General features: G+C 35.6%; 16 protein-coding genes and 2 tRNA genes. 9 read left to right on the plus strand and 9 right to left on the minus strand.

The genetic code is table 11. The features are described 5' to 3' along the window. Positions 1-32: 32 nt before the first annotated feature. The 4 genes from ccsA (at position 33) to DKG80_RS09115 (ending at position 7,902) form a co-directional block, all read left to right on the plus strand. Positions 33-2,627, plus strand: a complete 2,595-nt coding sequence (ccsA, locus tag DKG80_RS09100; RefSeq protein ID WP_109831022.1) for a cytochrome c biogenesis protein CcsA — start codon at positions 33-35, stop codon at positions 2,625-2,627. 14 nt (positions 2,628-2,641) lie between these two features. Continuing rightward, positions 2,642-3,361, plus strand: a complete 720-nt coding sequence (locus DKG80_RS09105) for a cytochrome c3 family protein (protein WP_109831023.1) — start codon at positions 2,642-2,644, stop codon at positions 3,359-3,361. Between the two features lie 468 nt (positions 3,362-3,829). Then, entirely contained in the window at positions 3,830-5,080 is a 1,251-nt protein-coding gene (locus tag DKG80_RS09110; RefSeq protein ID WP_109831024.1) for an outer membrane beta-barrel protein, read from the plus strand. A 305-nt stretch (positions 5,081-5,385) separates the two neighbouring features. Beyond that, the gene (locus tag DKG80_RS09115) at positions 5,386-7,902 is read left to right on the plus strand and encodes a DUF3857 domain-containing protein (RefSeq protein WP_109831025.1); all 2,517 of its coding nucleotides are present in this window, start codon (positions 5,386-5,388) and stop codon (positions 7,900-7,902) included. 335 nt (positions 7,903-8,237) lie between these two features. On the opposite strand, the gene DKG80_RS09120 is transcribed toward DKG80_RS09115, so the two are convergent. Both DKG80_RS09120 and DKG80_RS09125 read right to left on the minus strand, forming a co-directional pair. Next, on the minus strand, positions 8,238-9,626 hold the full coding sequence (locus DKG80_RS09120; RefSeq protein WP_109831026.1) for a sodium-dependent transporter: 1,389 nt from the start codon (positions 9,624-9,626) through the stop codon (positions 8,238-8,240). A gap of 79 nt (positions 9,627-9,705) precedes the next feature. After that, positions 9,706-10,191 carry a thioredoxin family protein gene (locus DKG80_RS09125; protein ID WP_109831027.1) on the minus strand — a complete coding sequence of 162 codons (486 nt, stop codon included), beginning with the start codon at positions 10,189-10,191 and terminating at the stop codon, positions 9,706-9,708. A 213-nt stretch (positions 10,192-10,404) separates the two neighbouring features. On the opposite strand from DKG80_RS09125, the gene DKG80_RS09130 reads away from it, so the two are divergent. Further along, positions 10,405-10,932, plus strand: a complete 528-nt coding sequence (locus DKG80_RS09130) for a glutathione peroxidase (protein ID WP_221409092.1) — start codon at positions 10,405-10,407, stop codon at positions 10,930-10,932. A gap of 78 nt (positions 10,933-11,010) precedes the next feature. Here DKG80_RS09130 and DKG80_RS09135 read toward each other — a convergent pair whose 3' ends face one another. Further along, the gene (locus DKG80_RS09135) at positions 11,011-13,035 is read right to left on the minus strand and encodes a M13 family metallopeptidase (RefSeq protein WP_109831029.1); all 2,025 of its coding nucleotides are present in this window, start codon (positions 13,033-13,035) and stop codon (positions 11,011-11,013) included. 89 nt (positions 13,036-13,124) lie between these two features. Here DKG80_RS09135 and DKG80_RS09140 point away from each other — a divergent pair, with 89 nt between their 5' ends. After that, positions 13,125-14,000 carry a hypothetical protein gene (locus tag DKG80_RS09140; RefSeq protein WP_109831030.1) on the plus strand — a complete coding sequence of 292 codons (876 nt, stop codon included), beginning with the start codon at positions 13,125-13,127 and terminating at the stop codon, positions 13,998-14,000. A 41-nt stretch (positions 14,001-14,041) separates the two neighbouring features. Here DKG80_RS09140 and DKG80_RS09145 read toward each other — a convergent pair. The 3 genes from DKG80_RS09145 to DKG80_RS09155 all read right to left on the minus strand — a co-directional run bounded on the left by DKG80_RS09145 (position 14,042) and on the right by DKG80_RS09155 (position 16,242). Then, positions 14,042-14,115 (minus strand) — tRNA-Asp (locus DKG80_RS09145). Between the two features lie 48 nt (positions 14,116-14,163). Then, positions 14,164-14,237 (minus strand) — tRNA-Asp (locus tag DKG80_RS09150). A 94-nt stretch (positions 14,238-14,331) separates the two neighbouring features. Continuing rightward, positions 14,332-16,242 carry a vWA domain-containing protein gene (locus DKG80_RS09155; protein WP_109831153.1) on the minus strand — a complete coding sequence of 637 codons (1,911 nt, stop codon included), beginning with the start codon at positions 16,240-16,242 and terminating at the stop codon, positions 14,332-14,334. Positions 16,243-16,343: 101 nt separating this feature from the next. Here DKG80_RS09155 and DKG80_RS09160 point away from each other — a divergent pair, with 101 nt between their 5' ends. From DKG80_RS09160 to DKG80_RS09170, 3 genes are all read left to right on the plus strand, one after another. Continuing rightward, a complete protein-coding gene (locus DKG80_RS09160; protein ID WP_245906984.1) occupies positions 16,344-16,892 on the plus strand; it encodes an RNA polymerase sigma factor in 549 nt (182 codons plus the stop codon). Next, positions 16,882-17,997: a TonB family protein gene (locus tag DKG80_RS09165; protein ID WP_109831031.1), complete on the plus strand. Its 1,116-nt coding sequence runs from the start codon at positions 16,882-16,884 to the stop codon at positions 17,995-17,997. Before DKG80_RS09160 ends, DKG80_RS09165 begins: the two co-directional genes overlap by 11 nt. Positions 17,998-18,103: 106 nt before the next feature. After that, entirely contained in the window at positions 18,104-19,903 is a 1,800-nt protein-coding gene (locus DKG80_RS09170) for an acyl-CoA dehydrogenase (RefSeq protein WP_109831032.1), read from the plus strand. Positions 19,904-20,113: 210 nt separating this feature from the next. Here DKG80_RS09170 and DKG80_RS09175 read toward each other — a convergent pair whose 3' ends face one another. From DKG80_RS09175 to DKG80_RS09185, 3 genes are read right to left on the minus strand one after another with little or no spacing between them, the layout of a single operon-like run. Then, a complete protein-coding gene (locus DKG80_RS09175; RefSeq protein ID WP_109831033.1) occupies positions 20,114-20,353 on the minus strand; it encodes a hypothetical protein in 240 nt (79 codons plus the stop codon). Between the two features lie 33 nt (positions 20,354-20,386). Beyond that, positions 20,387-21,664 (minus strand): response regulator, encoded by a 1,278-nt coding sequence (locus DKG80_RS09180; RefSeq protein ID WP_109831034.1) that lies wholly within the window; start codon positions 21,662-21,664, stop codon positions 20,387-20,389. Positions 21,665-21,687: 23 nt separating this feature from the next. Then, positions 21,688-23,592: a sensor histidine kinase gene (locus DKG80_RS09185; protein ID WP_109831035.1), complete on the minus strand. Its 1,905-nt coding sequence runs from the start codon at positions 23,590-23,592 to the stop codon at positions 21,688-21,690. Positions 23,593-23,618 lie beyond the last annotated feature (26 nt).

The following is a 23,618-nucleotide window of genomic DNA, read 5'->3' on the forward strand; positions in this document are numbered from 1 at the left end:
CGCTTTCGAGATTTCAAATCTCAAAAAAAAAAATGCCTTTAGGAGAACTCGGACATATATCAATACTCATTGCTTGGGTAGGAGCGCTAGTAGCTGGTATTAGTTATTATGCTTCGCTACGCTCGTCCACCGATGAATCCGTTCATTGGGAGAGGATGGCTAGATATGCATATGGAGTACATGTATTGACGGTACTGGGAGCAGCTATATCCTTATTTCTCATTATATACAATCATCATTTTGAGTATCACTATGCTTGGAAACACTCTTCCAGATCGCTTCCTGTTTATTATGTGATTTCATGCTTCTGGGAAGGGCAGGAAGGTAGCTTTTTAGTTTGGATATTTTGGAATTCCTTATTGGGCCTTGCTGTTATTCAAACAGCAAGAATTCGAGAAGCAGGAGTGATGATAGTATTGACTATTGTACAGGGTTTCTTGCTCACGATGATATTAGGCATCTATGTAGATGATATTAAAATAGGCAGTTCGGCATTTTCATTACTCAAAGACCTAATAGATGATCCCATATATCAGATCGATCCAAACTATGTTCCTGAAGATGGAACTGGTCTCAATCCATTATTACAAAATATATGGATGGTGATTCACCCTCCAATAATTTTTCTTGGATTTGGATTATCACTTATACCTTTTGCTTTCGCTATGGCGGGATTGTCTCAGAGAGATTATACAGGATGGCTGCCCAAAGCTAGTATATGGACAGGGTTAAGTGTAGCCGTATTGGGACTTGGTATTATGATGGGAGCCTATTGGGCTTATGAAACCCTCAATTTTGGAGGCTATTGGAATTGGGACCCTGTTGAAAATGCTATTCTTATTCCATGGCTTGTGCTCTTGGGCGCATTACACGGTATGACCATATTCAAGAAAAAAGGACAAGGTCTATATTATACAACCATCCTCACGATTACAGGATTTGTTTTGGTTGTTTATTCTACATTTCTCACCAGAAGTGGAATCTTAGGAGATAGTAGCGTACACTCTTTTACTGATTTAGGTTTGTCTGGACAGTTGTTAATTTTCTTGTTAGCAACTATTGGTATTTCAGTTTTTGTTCTAGCCAAAAGGTATAAAGTTTATCAAGTTCAAAAAGATGAAAATGTAGATCCCAAAACCGTAAAGTTCTGGATAGTTGCAGGTATATCCGTTATGTGTTTGTCGGCATTTCAAGTATTAATTCCTACTTCAATCCCCGTTTTCTCCGCTATATCAGAAACGCTAGGGTTTGATCTCAACATGGCTCCTCCAGCTGATCCAGTAGCTTTCTATAACAAATTCCAACTTTGGTTCGCAGTAGCCTTTGGGCTAGTGATGGGGACTGCTCAAATTGTTTATTGGGGTAAAGTGGAGCAAGGTAAATCCTTAGAAAACGCTTTGTTTATTCCATTAACAATTACACTTGTCTTAAGCTCTATAGTTATAGCCTTGACCATGGTGCACGGTTGGCAGTTTATTATTCTTGTAATATCTGCTATTTATGGTTTGAGCGTATGTGGATACATTATTTATCAAGAGTTTAAGCGATCTGACTGGAGTTTAGGAGGCTCATATGCGCATTTGGGGTTTTCGTTGATGATCTTGGGTTTTGTGTTCTCCGGAGCATATTCAAAGATGATCTCTCAAAATCTTACTATTAATGCTCCGGATAGTTCGTTACCCATTCATACCATTCAGCAGAATGCTCTTTTGAATAGAAATCAAACCAAAGTTTTAGGAGATTGTAAAGTCACCTATTTGGCATCCAAAGTAGAAACAGCTGATCGCAAATATAGAATCGATCGAGATGCTCTTTTCTCTACTAACTATGATGATATTAAAGTTCTAAAACGTAATTACCGACCTTTTCTGAAAGGAGATACCATTAAAGTAAATACGGAGAATATCTACTATGCTATAGAGATCGATAAGAATGGAGACAAGACAGTATTAGAGCCAAGAATGCAGAACAACCCTACAATGGGTGTAATTGCATCTCCTGATGTGAACTCTTATTGGAACAAGGATATTTATTTACATGTTACGAATTTCCCTGATAAACAAAAGGTAGAATGGTCACAGCCCGAGGCAAGACAATGGCAGATAGGTGATACTGTAGAGTACATGGGTGTGAAGATAGCCTATCAAGGAACAGAGCCAATAAAAGACGTCCTAGGTGTACCTACAGATGACAAGAATTTTGCCTTAGCATCTACTTTTTCTCTGATAGATGGAAACCACCAATACGAACTAAATCCAATCTATCTCATCACCCAACAGGGGGCTAGAATCTATCCTGAGCAAAATACAACTTTAGGAATTGAAATGGTAGTAGACAGAATTGATGTCGCTACAGGTACTGTAACTGGGTTATTGAGAGCTTCACAGAGAGATTGGATAACGATCAAGGCAAAGGAAATGCCTTTCATAGGGTTGGTATGGATGGGAACCGTCATTATGGTAATGGGTGTAATGATAGCAGTAGTGAGAAGGGTGAAACAAGCTGCTGTAGAGGAAGAACTAGTACCGATGATTGTCGAGCATGAGAATAGTCGAAAAACAAAAATATCAGAGATGCATCCTCATATTGCTGCAAGTATGAGAGTGAATAGAGAAATGTTGAATTAGCAAATTCAGAAAATATGGGATTTAGTATCAGTAGAAGAAGACAAAGACAATGGATTGGGTTTGGAGTTGGTATATTGGCCACTGTAGTAGCCTGGGTAGTATTATCTGTTCCGTCAGGAGAAGACTTTCTATCCAAAGGACCTCTTAACACAGGACACGAGGACTTAAGTTGCGAATCATGCCATACACCTGCTAAGGGTACTACCATGCAGCAGCTTACAGCCAATGTAATGTTTACGTTTGGGATGCGTAAGTCTAAGGCAGATTTTGGTACAGAGAATGTAGACAATACCAAATGCCTTGATTGTCACGATCGCCCTAATGACCGTCATCCCCTGCATAGATTTGAGGAGACAAGGTTCTCTGAAGCTAGAAAAGAAATAGGCGTGACGGAGTGTGAATCATGTCACAATGAACACAATGGTGTTCGCATCACTCAGACTAACATTGGTTATTGTCAGAGCTGTCATAGTGAAACATCTCTCAGTGATGATCCTCTGGAAATTTCCCATGCTCAGCTTATCAAAGAGGAAAAATGGAGTACCTGTTTACAATGCCATGATTTTCATGGAAACCATATTATGCATGTGGCAGAAAGCATGAAAGATACGATACCATTAACTGTGGTCCGAGAGTATTTTGATGGTGGTGAAACACCATACTCCGATAAGAAAAAGTACAAACCGCTCACTGAGGAAGAATATTGGGAAATGAAGAAGAAAAAGAAGAAATAACTAACTAAGCGATTGCTACTGTAACGTCCGTAGGGTTTTACCTTGCGGGCGTTTACAACTTGGGTCATTTGGAAATCTTCACTGAAGCTCGATTTGACAATTATTCGTCTTCAAAATCCTGATTTTGTCTCTTTTTTCTTCTGTTTATCAATAAAATGCTGACTGTGACACTGTTTTAAAGTAAAACACTTCCAAAATCTTGATTTCACTTTCTTTAAAGGAATATGGCTTCAGTGTTTACTCTACTCATACGTAGAGAATTATTCAATATTAAAGCTTATTACTTTTTGTTTTCTTTTGTTAGTAAAAGTTGAGTTTTAGAGTGGTATTTCTAGTTTTGCTGCTTCAATTAAAAATCAGTTTGAGAGAAATGATTTACTAGTTGTGGATTAATATTTCTATTAAAACTAAATGGGGGTATCGATCATGTTAAAATCATTAATTATTCAACAGTTAGCTTAATCAATTATGAAAAAAAGTCTAATACTAATCCTACTTATTGCCCTTTCTACTACAAATCTATATTCACAAGTTTCTTTTGTAAATGGATATTTTATTGATAATTCTGGTACTAAAGTAGAATGCCTTATTAAAGATAAAGGATGGGAGAGAAACCCTGAATTATTTGAGTACAGAGAAACTATTAAGGGAGATGTACTAAAGAAAAGGATTAGTGAAATTCAAAGCTTTGCGATTTTAGACGGTGTGAAATTTGTACGTGCTTCAGTTGAAATGGACATGTCAAGTGATTATCTAGAAAAGTTGAGTAAGGTTAAAGAGCCTGAGTTTGAAAATAAAACGGTTTTACTAAGAGTTTTGGTCGAAGGTAGTGGATCATTGTATCAGTATTATGGAGAAGGAGTAAATAGATTTTTTTATAAAAAGGGAGATGAGTACATTCAGCTTATTCATAAGCGATATAAGATAGAAAAAACCCTTCATGGCTTTAAGTATGAATATTCTATTGGAGTAAATAATTATTTTCATTCACAGCTATTTGTCAATTTTAATTGCTTGAATAAAGAAGTCACGTCCTTCACTCGTATAGATTATACTAGAAAAAAATTAGAGAAATTTTTTGAGGAGTTTAATGTTTGTTATGATCCGAATTATCAAATAAAAACTAAAAAAAAGAACAATTCTGCTGATCTTAATTTGGTGCTTACACCTGGTATAAGTTTAAATTCTTTTAAAATCAGCAGTAGTGTTGATAATTTATTTGATCATGAATTTGGATCTACAGCCAATTTTAGGGTAGGACTTGAAGGGGGGCTAGTTATGCCTTTTAACAATAAAAAATGGAGTGTGTTGATAGAACCAACATATAGATACTACGGTGCCGATGTATATGAAGAGACAAATAGAGTTACTGGAGGGTCTTATTTATTAGATGTTAATTATTCTTCTTTAGAGGTACCAGTTGGTTTTAGATATAGGATGTTTCTTTCTGAAAAGAATAGTCTTTTTGTTAATGCTCTGTATGTAATGGATTTTCACCTAGATTCTTCAGTGGATATTGTAAGGTCTGACGGATCTACTTTTAAATCTTTCAATCTACTGTCTCAACCTAACCTAGCTTTAGGTGTTGGAGGGCAAATAAAAAAGAAGTTTTCCGTTGAATTGCGTTATCAGTCAACAAGGCAAATTTTGAAAGATGATTCTTCTTGGTCAGGTGAATACAGTTCTACATCAATCATTTTTGGATGGAAATTGTTTTGATTATTACCAATTGGATTTAGATATCTACTCTTGATTTAAGCATAATTATAGAAAGCATTGAATTTTAGGGAGTGAGTACAATTTGCTCTAGCTTGTTTTATCTTAAAAAGAAGTAGTAGACATAGGCTATATTTTATTAGAATAATATATCAAAAACACTTCAAATTTATAATAATTACCTATAAGCTATTCTGTGACTATAGTATTACAGATAGACATTTAGTGTAACGAGATACCAGATAATGTGATTTCCACAAAAGTGTATTTCGAGCTATAATTACATTTCTAATTAATCAAACAAAAGTATGTCTGCACGCACATTTTCGAATATTTCTCTTTTTTACTTACTATTGGCTTTTTACTCATCTCTTGGAAGTGATAAAGTTAAAATAGCTAAAATACCAAATTGGGTAAATGATCTTGAGTTTATTGATCACCAGCCTGAAGAAGGTGTAGGAGGATACCAATACTTGTTAGTAGATCAGCAATATTATTTATCAGAAGAAGAAGATTTTATTGAATATCGAATTAAGCTTTTGAGTTCTGAAGGAGTTCAAGAAATGTCAACTATCAACATCAGTTTTGATCCTACCTATGAACAGCTAACATTACACAAAATTAGAGTTTATAGAGAGGGGAAATGGATAGATAAAACGCGCAGCTCTAAGGTAGAAGTATTGCAAAGAGAGAAAAGTTTAGAAAGGTCCCTATATGACGGTTCTCTATCAGCTGTTGTTAATTTAACAGATGTCAGAGTAGGCGATATTCTGGATTATTCTTATTCCTTAAGAGGGTACAATCCTATCAAAAATGGTATTTACTCTACTGATTTATATTTTCAATTCAATGTTCCAGTTAGTAGAATATATAAGCGAATAATTACAAAGGATAAGAAAGACTTGAAGTATGTTTTAAATGAAGGAATGTCAAAACCTGAGCTTAAAATATCCAATCTTGGATATGAGTATATCTGGGATATAGCAGCTTTGGAGACATTAATTTACGATAACAATGTACCTGCATGGTATGACGAACAAAAACATGTCTCAATATCGAATGTCAGATCTTGGAAAGATATAGTCAATTGGGCATTGCCTCTATATGAATACCCTGTTTCCAGTTTGTCAAATATTTCCATCGACTATGTTGAAGGTTCAAATAGGAAAGATAGGTTACTAACAATCATTCGTAAGGTTCAGGATGATATTAGATATCTTGGTTTTGAAGGTGGTATTGGAGCTTACAAGCCAAACTCACCAGATAAAGTATACAAACAAAAGTATGGTGATTGCAAAGACAAGAGTCTGTTGCTAGTGGCTTTATTGAGAAAGGAAGGAGTAGAAGCTTATCCATTATTAGTGAATACAACAGCTAAACATTCAATGAATAGTAAGCTGCCGGGTATTTCAGTTTTTGATCACTGTGTCGTGACTTTTAGTTTTCAAGATAAGGAGTATTTCGTCGATCCAACGATATCTAGTCAAGGAGGGTCAATCGATGAAATTTGGTTCCCCAATTATACTTACGGTTTAAAAGTTAAACGTGGAGAGAAAGGACTGACTTTGTTACCTCAGTATATGAAAAATGAGGTAATTATTAATGAAACTATTACATTAGAGGAGATTGGAGGTAGTGCCGAATTGGCTATTAGGTCTGAGTATTATGGGGCTAAAGCCGATAACATGAGGTCCTATTTTGCTAATAACTCTTTAGAGTCCATTCAGAAAGAATACCTCAATTACTACAGCAATCTATATTCTTCTATAAAAACAAGAGATGAAATAAGGTTTGAAGATTTTTCACGTGGTTTAGATAACAAGTTCCAAATAATAGAAAGCTATCATATTCCAGAATACTGGAAACCCAATGCTGACAGTTCTTCAATTTATGGAGAGGTGTATCCATTGGTTCTGAAGACTGAATTAAATTATCCCAAGACCTCTGATAGGAGTATGCCATATTACTTAGGGACTCCTTTTCGATTTGTACAAAACTCGTATGTCCAACTGCCTGAACAATGGAATGTTACTGTAGATAAGAAGACAGTAATTGGAGATGGTTTTGAGTATAAATATGAGGTTAGTGATTTTGGAGATGCCTTTAATGTGAAGAACGAATATATTTTGACTAAGGAATACATTGAGGCAGATTCAGTTGCCGACTTTCTTGCTAAACATGAAAGTATCAAGAATGAACTTTCGTTCTACGTAACTCAATCAACAGCAGTTACTGAAGATTCAGTAGATAAGATCAGTTGGATATCTATTATTTTAGTAGTAGTCACCCTCATTTTTGGAGTCTACGGAGCTCTAAAGTTAAACCGAACATATAATCCTGAAAAGTGGGAGTTTGCAGAGAATAAAGCTATTGGAGGTTGGTTGGTATTTCCAGCGATTGGAGTGACTTTGAGTCCTTTTATTTTATTTAAAGATTTATATACAGGAGAGTATTATAGGCAGTCAACTTGGATAGCATTTTATAATAATGAAGATTATGATAAAGTAAGCTCTTTAGTGTTTTTAGGAGCTGAGATTATCTACAACCATCTATTACTCATATTTAGTGTACTTGTGCTGATTCAGTATTATCGAAGGAGAACAAGCTTACCACGTCTTATTACTATATTTTACACATTAAGTCTATTTGGACCAATCGTTGATGCGCTATTCGCTCAGATGATATTTACGGATCAATCATTCTTTGATGATTCTGAATTAATAAAGACGATTTTTAAATCCTTTATAGCCGCAGTTATTTGGATACCATATTTCAATATTTCAGAAAGAGTGAAGAGTACTTTTTGTAAAATGGTAACACCTTAAATTTTGATCTAAATAATAGCTGTAAAAATTAGGTTAGATTTTTTTAACGTATAGCAAAAAAACGCCCCGTGGTAGGGGGCGTTAGCAGAAACACTTTCACTAGTTCGGAGATCTTTTAAAAAATCCTTCTCACCAGTGAGAAGTTGTACGAAGTAATTTTGTAAGCTACTTAGATTAACTCTTTTAAAGTTAATGTATTTTGAATTCAAAAATATAGAATAATATTTCTGTACAAAGCGTTGATGAATATTTATTTTAAAAGACCTTCAGTAGTTACAGGACTGAAGGTCTTTTTGTCTACAAGCACTGTAGCCTATAGTAATGGTCATTGGAATTTATACGATATGAATTCCGAAAAATTTACTGAGGACGATAAGAATGAAAAGACCACTAAGTACCACAGGACATATGTATACTATCGCTGTATCTATAAGCTTCATTAGTAGCGATCCATTATACTTGGAGTTACCCTGAGCTATTTCTTCAGATAGATTTTTAGTTTTCCACACATAGGCGGTAAAAATCGAAGTCAATAAACCTCCCAATGGAAGGAAAGTATTAATTCCAATGTCTTCAACGAGGGTTAAGAAGTCTTTAGCCTTGTCAGCGCCTCCATACCAAATAAACGAGGTAAAGAAGTTAGATGCTCCTTGAGAGAGAAGTGAAGGTATTCCAATAATAAAAATGACTAAAGAAGTAAGCCACACAGCTTTAGTTCTATTCATTTTGTGTTCATCCACTACATAAGAAACAGGCACTTCTAGAAGAGAAACTGTAGAAGTAAGTGCTGCGAAAGAAAGTAATAAGAAAAATAATGAACCGATAGCTTGTCCCCAAAACGCTCCTAACGAAGCAAAAACTTTAGGTAGCGCTACGAATACTAAGCCAGGTCCCTCTTGAGGATCGATATTTTGAGAAAATACAAAAGGGAATATCATTAATCCAGCAATAAATGCAATGCCTACGTCTGCCAATGTAATTAATGCAGCAGAAGAAAGAATGTTGTCTTGTTTAGAGACGTAGCTACCGTATGTAATTAGTGCACCCATTCCTAGAGAAAGAGAGAAAAACGCATGACTTAATGCTGTGTAAACTACTTCGAAATTGATCTTACTAAAGTCCGGAACAAGGTAGAACTCGATACCTTTCATAGCATTAGGTAGTGTAAGAGAATACAAGATCAATGAAACTATGATGATTACCAGTAACGGCATCAAGGTTCGAGCCGCTTTTTCAATTCCTCCTGAAATACCTTTGGATACGATCATGGAAGTAGAAATCATAAAGATAATAGTGTAGCCTACCACTTTAATGGCATGTGTACCTTCTAAACCTATATACTCTCCGAAATGGTTACTAATATCAAAATTACCAAAAAGCATTTCTATGAAATATCCAAACGCCCAGCCAGCTACTACATTGTAAAAGGATAAAATGAGTACCCCACTAGCCACTCCCATTTTGCCAATAATAGACCATTTGGCAAAACCTAAGGCCCTGAAGGCTCCCACAGCGTTTCGTTGGGTTTTTCTACCAATGGAGATTTCAGCTACCATTACAGGGAAACATAGAATGAAACAGAAAGCCAAGTACATCAAAAGGAACGCAGCACCACCGCCTATACCGACTTCATATGGAAACTTCCAAATGTTTCCCAGTCCAACTGCGGAACCCGCAGCTGCCATGATAAAGCCTAGTTTATTGCTGAAATTACCTCTTGACATAATATTTTTTTTGATTCAAACCGCTAAGATAGGTTAGGAGGATAAAATACCAAGTGCTTCAATAAAGGGTATATGACAGCTATTCTACTGTATTTTCTCCTTTTTGAGGTTTTGTAAGGTGTTTTAGCGAGTATGCTAGGGTTCGATGGTCTATAAAGCCTTCATATTGAAAGATGATTTTCATTGATGAATCAAAGATTAAGAAGGTAGGGTAGGGGTAATTTTTACTAATTGAGGTCAGTACTTTATTGAGTTGATAAACTTCCGCTTCTCTACCAGTAGGTATATAGTCTGAATAAAAGCCATTGAAGTGAATATCTCTATCATCTTCGACGTTTAGAAACGAGAAATAGTATTTTTCATTTAGTAGCCTGATTACTTCTTCGTCTCTTAAAGTTGTAGTCTTCATGTAATGACAATACTTACACCAATCAGAATAAAGAAAGACTGCAATAGGTCTTGATTCATTTGATCTCAAAAGCTCTATTTCTTCAAAAGTGAGGTCTTTGAGCTGAGCAACCAAACCGAAGGGAAAGCAGATCAATATAAATATAAACTTCTTCATCTATGGCAATTAGTCAAGAACATCAACTTTACTATTTCCTTACAATCGTATAGTACGACTTACATAAATATGACTTTTTTTGATTCAGTTCTTACTTGTTTTCTCTTCTACTAAATTTTTGAACTTATAAATGTCTTAACGAGACTTATATTTGTTGCGATAGAACTAAAGTGCTGACAGTAACGTTGCACTCTTGAAAACAAACTTAATATGATGAAAACTTTACTAGCGTCTCTCGCAATACTATTAGCCGCGTTGTACGGGTCAGGAGATAATTTTCACAGTTTCTCAATTGAAGCTTTAAATAGTGATCAGAAGATCAACTTCAATGATTTTAAAGGTAAGAAAATTCTTGTAGTCAATGTAGCATCTAAATGTGGATATACTAAACAGTATTCAGATCTTCAGAAGTTATATGAGCAGTATGGAGATAAATTAATTGTTGTTGGGTTTCCTTGTGATCAGTTTGCGGGGCAGGAGCTTGATAGTGAGAATCTGATTCAAGATTTTTGTAAGAAAAATTACGGTGTCACTTTTCCTATGACTCAAATAATAGAGGTAAAAGGAGAGGGACAACATCCAATTTATTCTTTCTTGACTTCTAAGACTCAAAATGGAATAGGTGATTATCAAGTGAAGTGGAATTTCAATAAGTTTTTGATTGACGAGAATGGTGATCTCATCAAATACTTTCCTTCTGGAGTAAAGCCATTGGATGAAGAGATTGTATCTCTTTTGTAATCATTAGGAATCAGCTTAAACAAAAAGAGCTACTCTGGCATGACCAGAGTAGCTCTTTTTGTTTGTGGAAGGATACTCTTACCATATTTTTACTCTATCCTCAGGAGCTAAATATAGGCTGTCAGTTTCTTTTATGTTAAATGCTTCATAAAAAGCTGGAACGTTTTTAACGATACCATTCACTCGGAAGTCTCTTGGTGAATGAGGGTCAGTAGCTACTTGAGTTCTTAGAGCCTCATCTCTAGATTTTCCTCTCCAAGCTTGAGCATATCCAATGAATAGTCTTTGATCTGCAGTGAATCCATCCATTACTTTGCCTTCAGCGCCATTTAAACTAGCCTTATAAGCTTTGTAAGTAATAGTCAAACCTCCAAGGTCACCAATGTTTTCACCCAGTGTAAATTCACCGTTAACATTAACACCTGGCAATACTTCATAGTCATTGTATTGACCAACAAGCTTTCCAGTTCTAGCTTCAAACTCTGCTCTGTCTTCTTCTGTCCACCAGTTATTCAAAGCTCCATCACCGTCAAACGTACTACCTTTGTCATCAAATCCATGACCAATCTCGTGACCAATTATCGCTCCAATTGCTCCGTAATTAACCGCGTCATCAGCTTCCATATCAAAGAATGGTGGCTGTAAAATAGCTGCAGGGAATACAATCTCGTTTTTGCTAGGACTGTAGTATGCATTTACGGTTTGAGGAGTCATACCCCATTCTTCACGATCTACAGGTTTACCTAATTTATCGAGTTGTTCATCATAGTCGAAAAGAGATACTCTCATTCTATTGCCAAAAAAGTCTTCAGCATCTATGTCCATTTTTGAATAATCTTTCCATTTGTTTGGATAGCCGATCTTGTACGTGAACTTGCTGAGTTTATCCAAAGCTTTAGCTTTCGTAGAATCACTCATCCAGTCCAAGTCATTGATACTTAATTCATAGGCTTTAAGTAAGTTTTTAACTAACTCTTCCATGCGACTCTTAGCTGCAGGAGGGAAATATCTGTCCACATATACTTTCCCGATAACTTCTCCTAAAGATCCATTGACTACACCAACACCTCTTCGCCACATAGGTTTTTGCTCCTCTACTCCCCTTAGTTCTTTACTGTAGAAACTAAAGTTTTGTTCGTCTAACGCAGTAGTGAGTCTAGAAGCAGTCTCGTTTAAAGCACTCCACTTCAAATAAGTTTTCCATGACTCAATATCAGTACTAAAAATGATGTTGTCTAAAGCTTGGATATAGTCTAACATCAATACCACTAATTCTTTTTGGTCAGGAATTCCGACTTCTGTGAAATATGCCTTCCAGTTGAATTTTGACATGATAGTATCTAAAGCTGATACATCTACTTTATTGTATAGTCCGACGTAGTCTCGAGAAGCTTCCTTAGTGTAGTGTTTTTCTGCAAGAGCAGTTTCGATACCCATAATCTTCTCTGCAGATTCAGTTGGGGATGGAAGTTCAGCCAACTCCAACATTTTGGCTATATGCTCAACATACTTTTCTTTGATTTCAATTGATCTATCATCTTCTTTCAGATAATATTCTCTATCAGGAAGACCTAGCCCTCCTTGATAAGTATAGATCGCATGTTCTGTAGGGATTTTGAAATCTTGGTATATGAATACGTGAAATGGGACAGAAAAACCATATTTATTCGCGTATGCCATATAAACCGCCAAGTCGTCATAATTTGAGATTTGATCAATTTTTTCGAACAAAGGCTTTATCGGAGCCAATCCAAGTTTGTTTCTCAGATCTACATTCATATAGGAGTTATATAAGTCTCCCACTTTTTGTTCATCTGATCCTTTTTCGAAATCTCCCTTTGAAGATTCTTCAATGATTGTTTTAACATTTTCCTCGGATTCATCTCTCAAAATATTGAATATGCCAAATGAAGATTTGTCTGCGGGAATTTTAGTTTCTTTTACCCAAGAACCATTTACATATGCCGTGAAGTTATCTCCAGGGCGTACAGTAGTATCCATATACTGCAATAAAATACCGGATTTTAGCGTGGGGACATTTTCCTTTGTAGAGGAGCATGCTGCAGCTCCGATACAAAGAATAATAAGAAGGAAATTTTTCATTTTATATAAGTTGCATTGTTGTTCAAGACCGTAATTTAGTGAATGATATATCATTCTTTGAAATGGATAGATTTAGTTAATCGAATAGTATGAAAAAACTAGTTTTTATACTGACAATATTCATGTCAGTACATGCATATGGACAGGATACTTTAATAATGAAGGATGGGCGCCGAATAGCATTCATGAAAATGTGGCAATATACTGATGGGATAGAATTGAAAATGGCCGATGATTCTGATAATATTTTGGTGCACCCAGATTCTATTTTAGGATATTGGAATAACTCTAAGGAATTGAGCTATTTCATGGTTAAAGACCCTGATGCAAAGGAAGGTTATGAATACATATTTACAGAAAGAGAACAGGTAGGGGCAGTGAGTCTTTTCACTACTCACACTACGGATAAAATGTTTGCTCTGAAAGGAGGGCAGATGGTTAAAATCTGGGATTCGTATGATAGAAAAGATATGATGGACGCTCGCGGAGCGAGTTTTAGATTGTTGTTTTCTGAGGATTCGGAGTCAATGGCCTATCTAAATGATCCTAAGTATAAACATAGCCCTAAAGAAATATCGCACGTTGTTCGTTACTATAACCTGAGAAATTATCAAGACCCGGATCCAGTATTATCAAGAGTGAAAGGTAAAGTTTTGATTTATAGAACTCGATTTCAAAAAACTAAGGATGTAATTAAAATCAATAATAGAGGAAAGATAGGCGAGCTGCATATAAATGATTTTAATGTTTTTGAAGTTCCTATTTTGCAGCCATTGAAGTTGACCTTTTATGATGGTGTAAGTAGGACGGACATTCTTATTTCTGCAGAAATGTCTGAGCAGTACTTTGAAGTGTTGTATGATAAGAAAACGAATGGTTTTAGGTTAGATGAAAAGACAGGTACAGAGCTTCAATATGAATTCTTCGGAATAAGAGATAAGGTTCAAAAGAAGATGAAAAATTAGATAAAAAAAGCCCTTTTAAACTTTATTTAAAAGGGCTTTTGCGGAATGGACGGGATTCGAACCCGCGACCTTCTGCGTGACAGGCAGACATTCTAACCAGCTGAACTACCACTCCAGATTGCAATTGAGAATAAAAAAGCCCTTCATTTTTTAAAGGGCTTTGCGGAATGGACGGGATTCGAACCCGCGACCTTCTGCGTGACAGGCAGACATTCTAACCAGCTGAACTACCACTCCGTTGCTCAATTGCGATGCAAAAGTAGTAGTCTTGATCTTAAATGCAATACCTACGTTAGGATATTTTTATTGAAAAATATAAGTTGATGTCATTCTATCTCTGTGTCAGAGATTTACCTTCTATAAATGCATAGCTTTTTATTAGACCTATAAATTCTTGTCTATAGCCTAATTCATCATGCCCCTTTGAATTCATAGCTAATTTTAGTGCTTCTGACAACTCGGCTGTTTGTTTATACTCTGAGTTTCTCAAAATCATTCCAAATTCAGCGACGCTCGCTGAGAACCTAAAATTATTTGAGGTCTCTATCAGAGGGATGATGTGATTAACAACTGCTTTTGAGATTAGCTTGCTTTTATCTGAATTTATTGGTTTATACCTTAATTTGACAGTCAATATTTCGTTACTATCAGTGGAGATAGTCTTAGTGTTTTGGTATTTAAGCTTATCTACGTTTTTAATGAATGTTGACTCTATACCTGCTGGGATGATTTCATAGAGTGCTGTTACAGAGTGTCCAGCACCAAGTTCGCCAGCATCAATATTGTCGTTATTAAAATCTTCATCGTTTAACTTACGATTTTCGTATCCAATTAGTCTGTATGCTTGGACTACGTTAGGGTTGAACTCCACTTGAATCTTGACATCTTTGGCGATAGTGAATAGAGTAGCTTGCATCTCTTCTCCGAATACCTTTGTAGCTTCTTTATAACTATCTATATAGAAGTAATTCCCATTGCCAGCATTGCTTATTTGCTCCATTTTAGAGTCTTTGTAATTGCCCATTCCAAACCCAGTAATAGTCAAGTAGATGCCTGTGTTGCGCTTTTCTTCAATTAATCTGACCATTTCTGAATTGGATGATGAACCAGTATTGAAGTCTCCATCAGTCGCTAGAATTACTCTGTTATTGCCGCCTTTTATTAGGTTTTCATTGGCTACTTTATACGCTAATTCGATGCCTGCCCCACCAGCTGTAGAACCTCCTGCAGATAGTTTGTCTAAAGCACTGAATATAATTTCTTTCCGATCAGCTGGAGTAGATGGAAGTGCAAGACCTGCAGCTCCTGCATATACCACTATAGCTACTCGGTCATTAGAAGAAAGATTATTGACTAAAGTCTTCATAGATGATTTTAAGAGAGGTAGTTTGTTTTGACTACTCATAGATCCTGATACATCTATTAAGAATACTAGATTTGAATTGACCTTTGTGTTGATGTCTAGTTTTTTACCTTGGATACCAATATGAACCAGTCGATGTTTTGAATTCCAAGGTGCTGTAGATACCTCTGTGTTAACTGAAAAAGGTGTGGTTCCAGTAGGGTCTTCATAATCATAACTGAAGTAATTGATCATTTCTTCTATTCTAACAGCATCAATGTATGGCTTTTGCCCATTTTCAATCATTCTACGAACATTTGAATAAGAAGCATTGTCAACATCTATACTAAAAGTGGATAGCGGAGCTGATTCTGGTGATTTGAATCCGTTTTCTTTTATGAGATCATATTCTTCGGTATTGAAATCAATGATATCGGATTCGTACTCATAATATGAAGGTGCAGATATAGTAAAACTCATCTTCTCTGCTTTATTAACCATTAATTTTCTAGCCTGTTTTGGAGAGCTTCTCAAAACAGCTCCAGTTATTTCTTTTGTTTGCTGATTTGTTTCGTCTAGTATAACAACCTCTTCAAGTTCTTCTTGGATGAGGCATCTCATTGAGACGTCGATTTTAGACCGTTTTTTTACCTTGATTTCTTGAGTGTCAAAACCTATAAATTCAAACCTAAGTAAATCATCAGGTTGAACCTTAATGTTATATTTTCCATTCAATCCAGATATTGTTTTATTGCGAGCTTTTTTAGCGGAAACAGTTACTCCCACAAGTGGAGTATTGTTTTCGTCTGTGATTGTACCTGTGATTGTAATTAGACTAGTGTTACTTTGAAGTACAACTGACATTACAAATAGTGTAAGAATTGTGATTTTGGCATTCATGATTTCTAAAGTTTTTTCTTCATGATGCAACCAGTGCTAGAATTCCATAAATTATTTTTCTTTTTTTTCATAAATTCCATTTCGCATCTACATTTCTCTATTTGGAAAACTTATCTGATCAAGACTTAATAGAAAAATACAAAGCTTCTTCTTCATTAGAGGTCTTAGGTGTTTTATATCAACGATATATGCATCTAGTCTACGGTGTATGTCTTAAATACCTTAAGCATCGTGAAGCAAGTAGAGATGCGGTCAGTCAGATATTTGAAAAACTAATAGTGGAATTGTTAAAACATGAAGTTTCCAACTTTAAGAGTTGGCTTCATGTGTTGACTAGAAATTATTGTTTGATGCAGATACGCACTCAGAAACATCAAAGGGTGGAAGATTCTTTAGTTGAGAATATGGAATATTCGCTTCTTCCGCATCATGAATATAAAGACGATAGTGAAGTAACTTATTCTAAACTGGATAAGTGTTTAGAAGAACTAAATCATGAACAAAAACAGTGTATAAAGGCGTTTTACTTAGAGGAAAAGTCATACGCTCAAGTTGTTGCTATTTCGGGTTATGAAATAAAAAAGGTAAAAAGCTATATACAAAATGGAAAGAGGAATTTGAAAAATTGCATGGAGCAGAATGTCAATTGATCAGGATAAATATCGAAATACTCATTTGAACGCAGATTTAATTCAGGCATATTTGAATGGTGATCTGTCGGATAAAGAATGTCATTATATAGAAAAGCATTTGCTAGAGTGTGAGTTTTGTCAAGATGCGATGGATGGGTTTGAGCAGGTAGGTGCAGAGAATCTTATTGAAGATATAAACGATCTTCGTCACACCCTTTTAAAAAGAACAACACCAGAATCTTTAGGTATCGTTCGAAAAATAGTTATTGCTGCCGGTATTTCCTTATTAATTACATCCGTTTATTTAGCTTACTATTTTTCACCACTGTTAGTTTCCAATGAATTAGCTCAAGAGAATAGAGTTGAAGTAGAAAAAGAGAAACCACTTGCATTGGATGACTCTATTTCTGATGTGTCTCAATATAAAAATACACAGCAGGACCCTTTGAGGATTGATGAGAAACCCTCCAACCCGAAACAAAAAAAGAGTCAAGATGTTAGTAGCGAAAGAAGAAAAGAATTCACAAAAGAGGAAAGTAAAGTGATAGATTTTACTTCAGGTCAACCTGTTGCGAAGAGAGAGGTACAAGAATTGCAGTTAGAAGAACCTGTAATAGAGCAAGAAACTCCTTCTTTTACTGTTTTAGATGAGTCTGAGTATATCGATACAGGTTTTGAAGAGGATGTACTTGAAGAAGTTGTTGTGGTTGACTTTACGGATCAGCAAAAGAAAGAGGAGATAGTTGCAGTATCATCATTAGACCAATCAAGTAATAAAAGTAGAAAGGTAAGTACTGTCAAATTGCGTCAAGCTCAGATCGAATTAAAAACGGAATCACCAACTCCTATTTCTAATAATTATATAAAGCGCATTGCTAAGGAAATGAACTACCCCGAAGAGGCCTTAAAAAACAACATAGAAGGGACTGTTGTGTTAGGATTTGTCGTTAAAAAGAATGGAAAGATTAAATCTATTGAAGTGATTTCAGGAATAGGTTATGGTTGTGACGAAGAAGCAATAAGGGTTGTGAAAAAGCTAGAAGGTTGGAAGTCAGGTACTGTTAATGGAGATCCAATAGATATGACTGTTCAATATTCTATAGTGTTTACACTTCCAGATTAGAGTTTTCCGTTTCTATATTTGAATAGCATTTATCATCATTCTATTATTGTCTTATTATTCCTGATCATTAATATACTTCCAATATATTCTTAAAACTGACAGACCTATGTCCCAATACCATTCACGCAAAAATCTGGATTTTCTACTCAAAGAAGTCTTTGACTTTAGTTCATTGTTAGATCTGGAGCTTTATCGAAAGCATAACAAAGAAAGTGTGAAAAAATTATTAGATATAGCCGAAGATTTTGCTGATGAGGAACTTAGACCTTATATGGTCGAGATGGATCAACAAGAGCCCATTATTGAGAATGGTTCTGTAAAGGTGCATCCCCAAGTTTCAAAAATTATGAAAAGTTTTGGTGATGGAGGATGGATATCAGCTACAGGGTCTGAATTGAATGGAGGGCAACAGTTGCCGATGATGGTTTCAAGTATTAATCAATTCGTATTTGGGGCTGCAAATTATAGTGCTAGCGTGTATCCATATTTGTCAGCTGGAGTTGTACGTATCATTGAAGATCATGGTACCGAATATCTCAAAAAACAGATCATACCTAAACTTCATAGCGGTGAGTGGCAAGGTGCTATGGCTATTACAGAACCAGAAGTAGGTAACTCTCTAGCAGGTGTTGAGACATTGGCAGAACCTTTGGACGATGAGGGGCAGGTTTTTTCCTTAAAAGGAGAGAAGGTATACATTTCAGCAGGTGATCATGATGGCGTAAAGAATGTTATTCATTTGGTTTTGGCAAGAATCAAAGGCTTAGACGAGGGAGAAAAAGGACTTTCTTTGTTCTTAGTACCTCAAAACAGGTTGGACTCTGAAGAATTGAATAATGCAAATGGTGTCCAAGTTAGTTCGCTCTCTAAGAAAATGGGGAGCAAAGGGCTTCCTATGGTGTCTATTATATTTGGTCATCAAAAAGAATGTTTTGGTTATCTGATAGGTGAACAAGGAAAAGGCTTAAAGGTTATTCTTCAACACATGAATGTGGCTAGGATTGGAGTGGGGCTAGGAGCAACATCTATTGCGTCAGCGGCATATTACTCGTCTCTTCAATATGCGCAAGAAAGACTTCAAGTGACTTTGCCTGATGATAAGAATAAAGACTCTTCACAAAGAAAGTTAATTGAGCATTCTGATGTAAAACGTATGCTCTTGTCTCAAAAAGCTATGATGGAAGGTTCTTTATCTTTGTTGATGCAATGTGCCTATTATTATGATATGGCCAAAGCGGGACGAGAGGAGATAAAAGAAATATATAGATTAACCCTAGATTTATTGACTCCAGTAGCAAAGACTTTTCCAAGTGAGGCTGGTGTGAAATCAACTTCGGAAGCTATGCAAATATCAGGTTTTGCCGGCTATTGTAAAGATCACCCACTAGAGCAATTTTATAGAGAAATGAAAATTCATTCTATTCATGAAGGGGCCACAGGAATTCATGCTTTGGATTTATTGGGACGTAAAATTGTAATGGGAGGAGGAATTGCGTTTCGTGCTTTTACTGAAGAGGTATCTAAAACCATTAAGAAAACTAAGCTAGAAGTGATTGAACTTTCCAAGTATGGAGAAAGACTTAATGATGTTCTTTTTAGGTTACAGAATACCACCATGAAACTTTCTACTATGGCAATGAAAGAAAAAAAGGAGGTGTTTTTAATGGATGCTACTCTCTATTTAGAATTGTTTGGAATTGTAGCAATTGGGTGGCAATGGTTACTACAGGCTATTCCTGCACAAATAGCTGTTAATGAGAATAGGCAAGATACTTTTTACGAGAGTAAACTCTATACTATGCGTTTCTATTTTGAATATGAATTGCCAAAAGCAGAATCAATTATCGCAAGATTAAACAGCTCGGATAAATTGTTGTTAGATCTGAATGAAGATCATATTATTTGATCAATGAAGAGAATACCTTGCTGTTTTAGTGTTTTTCTTAAACCGATCCCTAGAATGTTTATAAGGAAAAAACCTTTTCTTGGGTTTTGCCACTTTAGTCTTATGAGAAAATAAAGAGCTCTGACAACTAGTAACAATACTAGTGAATGCAATTAAAAGGTAAATAGTTAGGAATCGTTTCATAAAAGAAAAACCTTGAAAGCTCAAGGTTTAAATGTTTTCAATTTCTTCTTTAGGGAATGTTATTTGATAAACGGAACTTAAAGTCTCTGAAAAGAGCTTAAATTCTTCTTCATCAAAATATCTATTAGGGTCAGGGTTTTCCAATTCTTCTAATTCAAATCCCTTTTCTCTTAATGAAGGTAGTACTTTGATGACAATGCGTTGCCATGCTAATGGTGTAATATTTTTGTTACACCAGGCTTGTAATGTCACTATCTTGATCTTCATGCTGCCTCCTCGTATTTAATGCAAAATTAGCATTTATAATTTAATGCCCATGACCATAATGTCGTCGGTCTGTTTTTCGCTACCCTTCCACTCGTCAAACGCCTGCTCTAGTAATTCCTGCTGCTCATTAAATGGTTTGTCCAAATTGCCTTCCAAAGTCTTAACAAGTCTTGCCATTGTGTATTTTTTAACGTCAGGGCCTCCAAACTGATCAGGAAATCCGTCAGATGTCATGTAAAATTGAGTTTCTCCAGATTTATATTCTAGTACATGTTTTTTGTAAATTCTTTTTTGCTCTGCAAAACCACCAATTGAAACTCTCTCTCCTTTAATTGACTTAAGTTCACTCCCATGAGAATACATTAAATTTTGTCGAGCTCCAGAAAATAGAACTTCTTCATTTTCATGATCTACAACTATAATGCTGGCATCCATTCCATGATGATTGTTACCTTCAGATTGGTTCAACATTTCTTGAACACCTATATCAAGATTTTCAATAATTTCAGCTGGATCAGAAACTTGGTATTCATATACAATTTGGTTGAGTAATGATTCCCCAATCATACTCATCAAAGCACCCGCTACACCATGTCCAGTACAATCTACACATGCCATTACCGATAGAGGTTTATCTCCATCATACATTTGCGCAAACCAATAGAAGTCTCCACTTACAATATCTAGAGGCTTGAACATAACAAAATAGTCTGAAAAAGCTTCCTTAATGGTGTCAGGAGAAATAAGCATAGCACTTTGGATAGTCATGGCATACTTAATACTATCCATCAAGCGTTTGTTTACCTCTGCTAGCTCTTTAGTTCTAAGAGCCACCTTTTCTTCTAGTCCACTATTGGCAAGTTCTAGTTCTTTAATTAGATTGACTTTATCACTCTTTAATTCGTATGCTTCCAGAGCCTTGTCAATAGTTAATTTCATTTCACCTTTATCCCAAGGCTTAGTAATGTATTTGTATATTCCACATTTGTTTACAGCTTTTACTATTGCCTCAATATCGGCAAAGCCTGTAAGAATCATTCTGATTACATCTGGAAACTCAGGAAGGACTCGCTCTAGCAACTCTGTACCAGTCATTTCAGGCATTTTCTGGTCAGTAATTAGGCACTGAACATCATTTTGCCTGAGTATTTCTATTGCCTCTTTACCACCCATGGCAGTCAAGACATGATATTCTCTCTTGAAAGCCATTCGGAAAATTCTCAAGTTACTTTCCTCATCATCCACATATAGAATGGTATATTTCTTTTTGTCCTTTACAGGCGCTGCCGCCACTGTTTGGTTCTGCTCCATCGATTGTTAATCCTAGCGGTTAGTTATGCTTGTTGTTTTGACCCTTGCGCATCTGGAGCTGTAGGTTTGTCTGCCAAATGCTTAGGTATCAAAATTGAGAACTCTGTTCCTTTTCCTTCTTCACTATTTACAAAAATATTACCACCATGTTTTTCGATAATACCAAATGAAATAGACATTCCAAGACCTGTACCTATACCAACCGGTTTAGTAGTAAAGAATGGTTCGAAAATTCGTCGTTTGACTTGCTCTGACATTCCTTTACCGTTGTCTTTTATTTTTATAAGTACATGTTGCTCTTGGCTTTCAGTATATAACTGGATTTCCTTATCCTTTTTCTCCTCAGGCATAGCTTGAATAGCATTACTTAAAATATTCATAAATACTTGATTAAGCTGTCCTGGGAAACAGTTTATTTCTTTTAAATCATTATCATAGAATTTTTTAATTTCTACAATGTTTTTCGTCTTGTTTTTCAATAGAATGAGAGTAGCATCAAGAGCATCATTCATATTGGCTGGCTTCATTTCTTCCTCATCCAGTCTAGAGAATACTCTTAAACCTTTTACGATTTCTATAGTTCTTACGGCTCCTTTTTTGATGTCAGTTACAAGTTCTTTGACATCACCAACTAGGTCTTCATAACCAAGTTCCTCTTTTAAGTCTTCAATTTCTCTTCTTGCCTCTGCTAAATTTTCGGCAGCGTCAAGAGAGTCATATTTTAATATGATTTCCATTAAATCGTCAAGAGATACCTTTAAGGTATCGATACCATTATAAACGAAGTTAATAGGATTATTGATTTCATGCGCAATACCTGCCGTTAACTGGCCAAGCGAGGCCATTTTTTCGGATTGCACTAACTGTGATTGAGTACTTTTAAGGTTCTCGAGTGTGTTGTGAAGTTCATCTTTACTGCTACGCTCATGTTCAAGGGCTTGTTTTAGTTGATTCTCAGTGATCATTAGCTTTTCCGTAGCCTCAAGTTGCTCTTCTGCAATCCCTCTCATTCGTTCTTCTGAATACTTTACTTTTTCGTAAGCTTTTCTCAATTCATCCTGTACTCGAATCAGCTTTTCGTTAACTTCAATTTGCTTTCTCGAACTTTTAAGAATTTGTTGCTCAGATAATTTCAGTTTTTTATTTCTCTGCTCAAGTGCCCTTTGAGACATAATGAGTTTTTCATTTACCTCTAGTTGTTTCTCAGCACTTTTTCTAAGACCTTCCTCAGACTTTTTTAATTTCATAAAGGCTTCATTAGCAGTCATGAAGTTTTTGTAAGCAAGATTTATAGATGGTCTGAATATAAATGCAGCCTGTAACAGTAATATCCCAATAATACTTGCAGTAATAAAATATCCCGCAAAGGATGATCCAGCTTTTCTTTCATGAGTCTCTTCTTCGAAAGTATCTGCAATTTCACTCATTACTCTACTAAAATGTCTTTCTTGACCTATGATACTAGCAATAGCTTGTGAAATATTCTCATTTTTAATTTCAATCGGGTCATCAAAAGAAACTTTTAAAAGTTCCTTCGAAGCGTTTAATATCTCCTTGTAAGGAATTTCAGCTTCATCTAGTAGAAGTAAAATGTCTTCAGAGTTTTGAACTTTCGTAATGCCATAAGTTGGATCGCCTTTTTTAAGAGCCCGTTGAATTTTTTCAAATTCCGTTAAATGGCTTTTGATTCGCTTTTTAACAAGGTTAAAATTTCTCTCACTAGCGGCTATTCTTTTGGTGTTTATAAGAAGGGCATTCTTAGAAAGTTGTTCACTTATAGTAGATTGACGCTGAGAAAGTTTGACAAGTCTGGAGTCATTTTTATTCACTCCTATAGTGTCCTGAACTAAGAACTGACCGATAATTAGGGCAATTATGATCAATATTACTGCCAGAGTATATGATCGTATAAGGTTGTCCTTTTTCATGACGCAATATTTTTAGATTGGAGTAC

The sequence above is a fragment of the Reichenbachiella versicolor genome, from assembly GCF_003171675.1.
Lineage (GTDB): Bacteria > Bacteroidota > Bacteroidia > Cytophagales > Cyclobacteriaceae > Reichenbachiella > Reichenbachiella versicolor.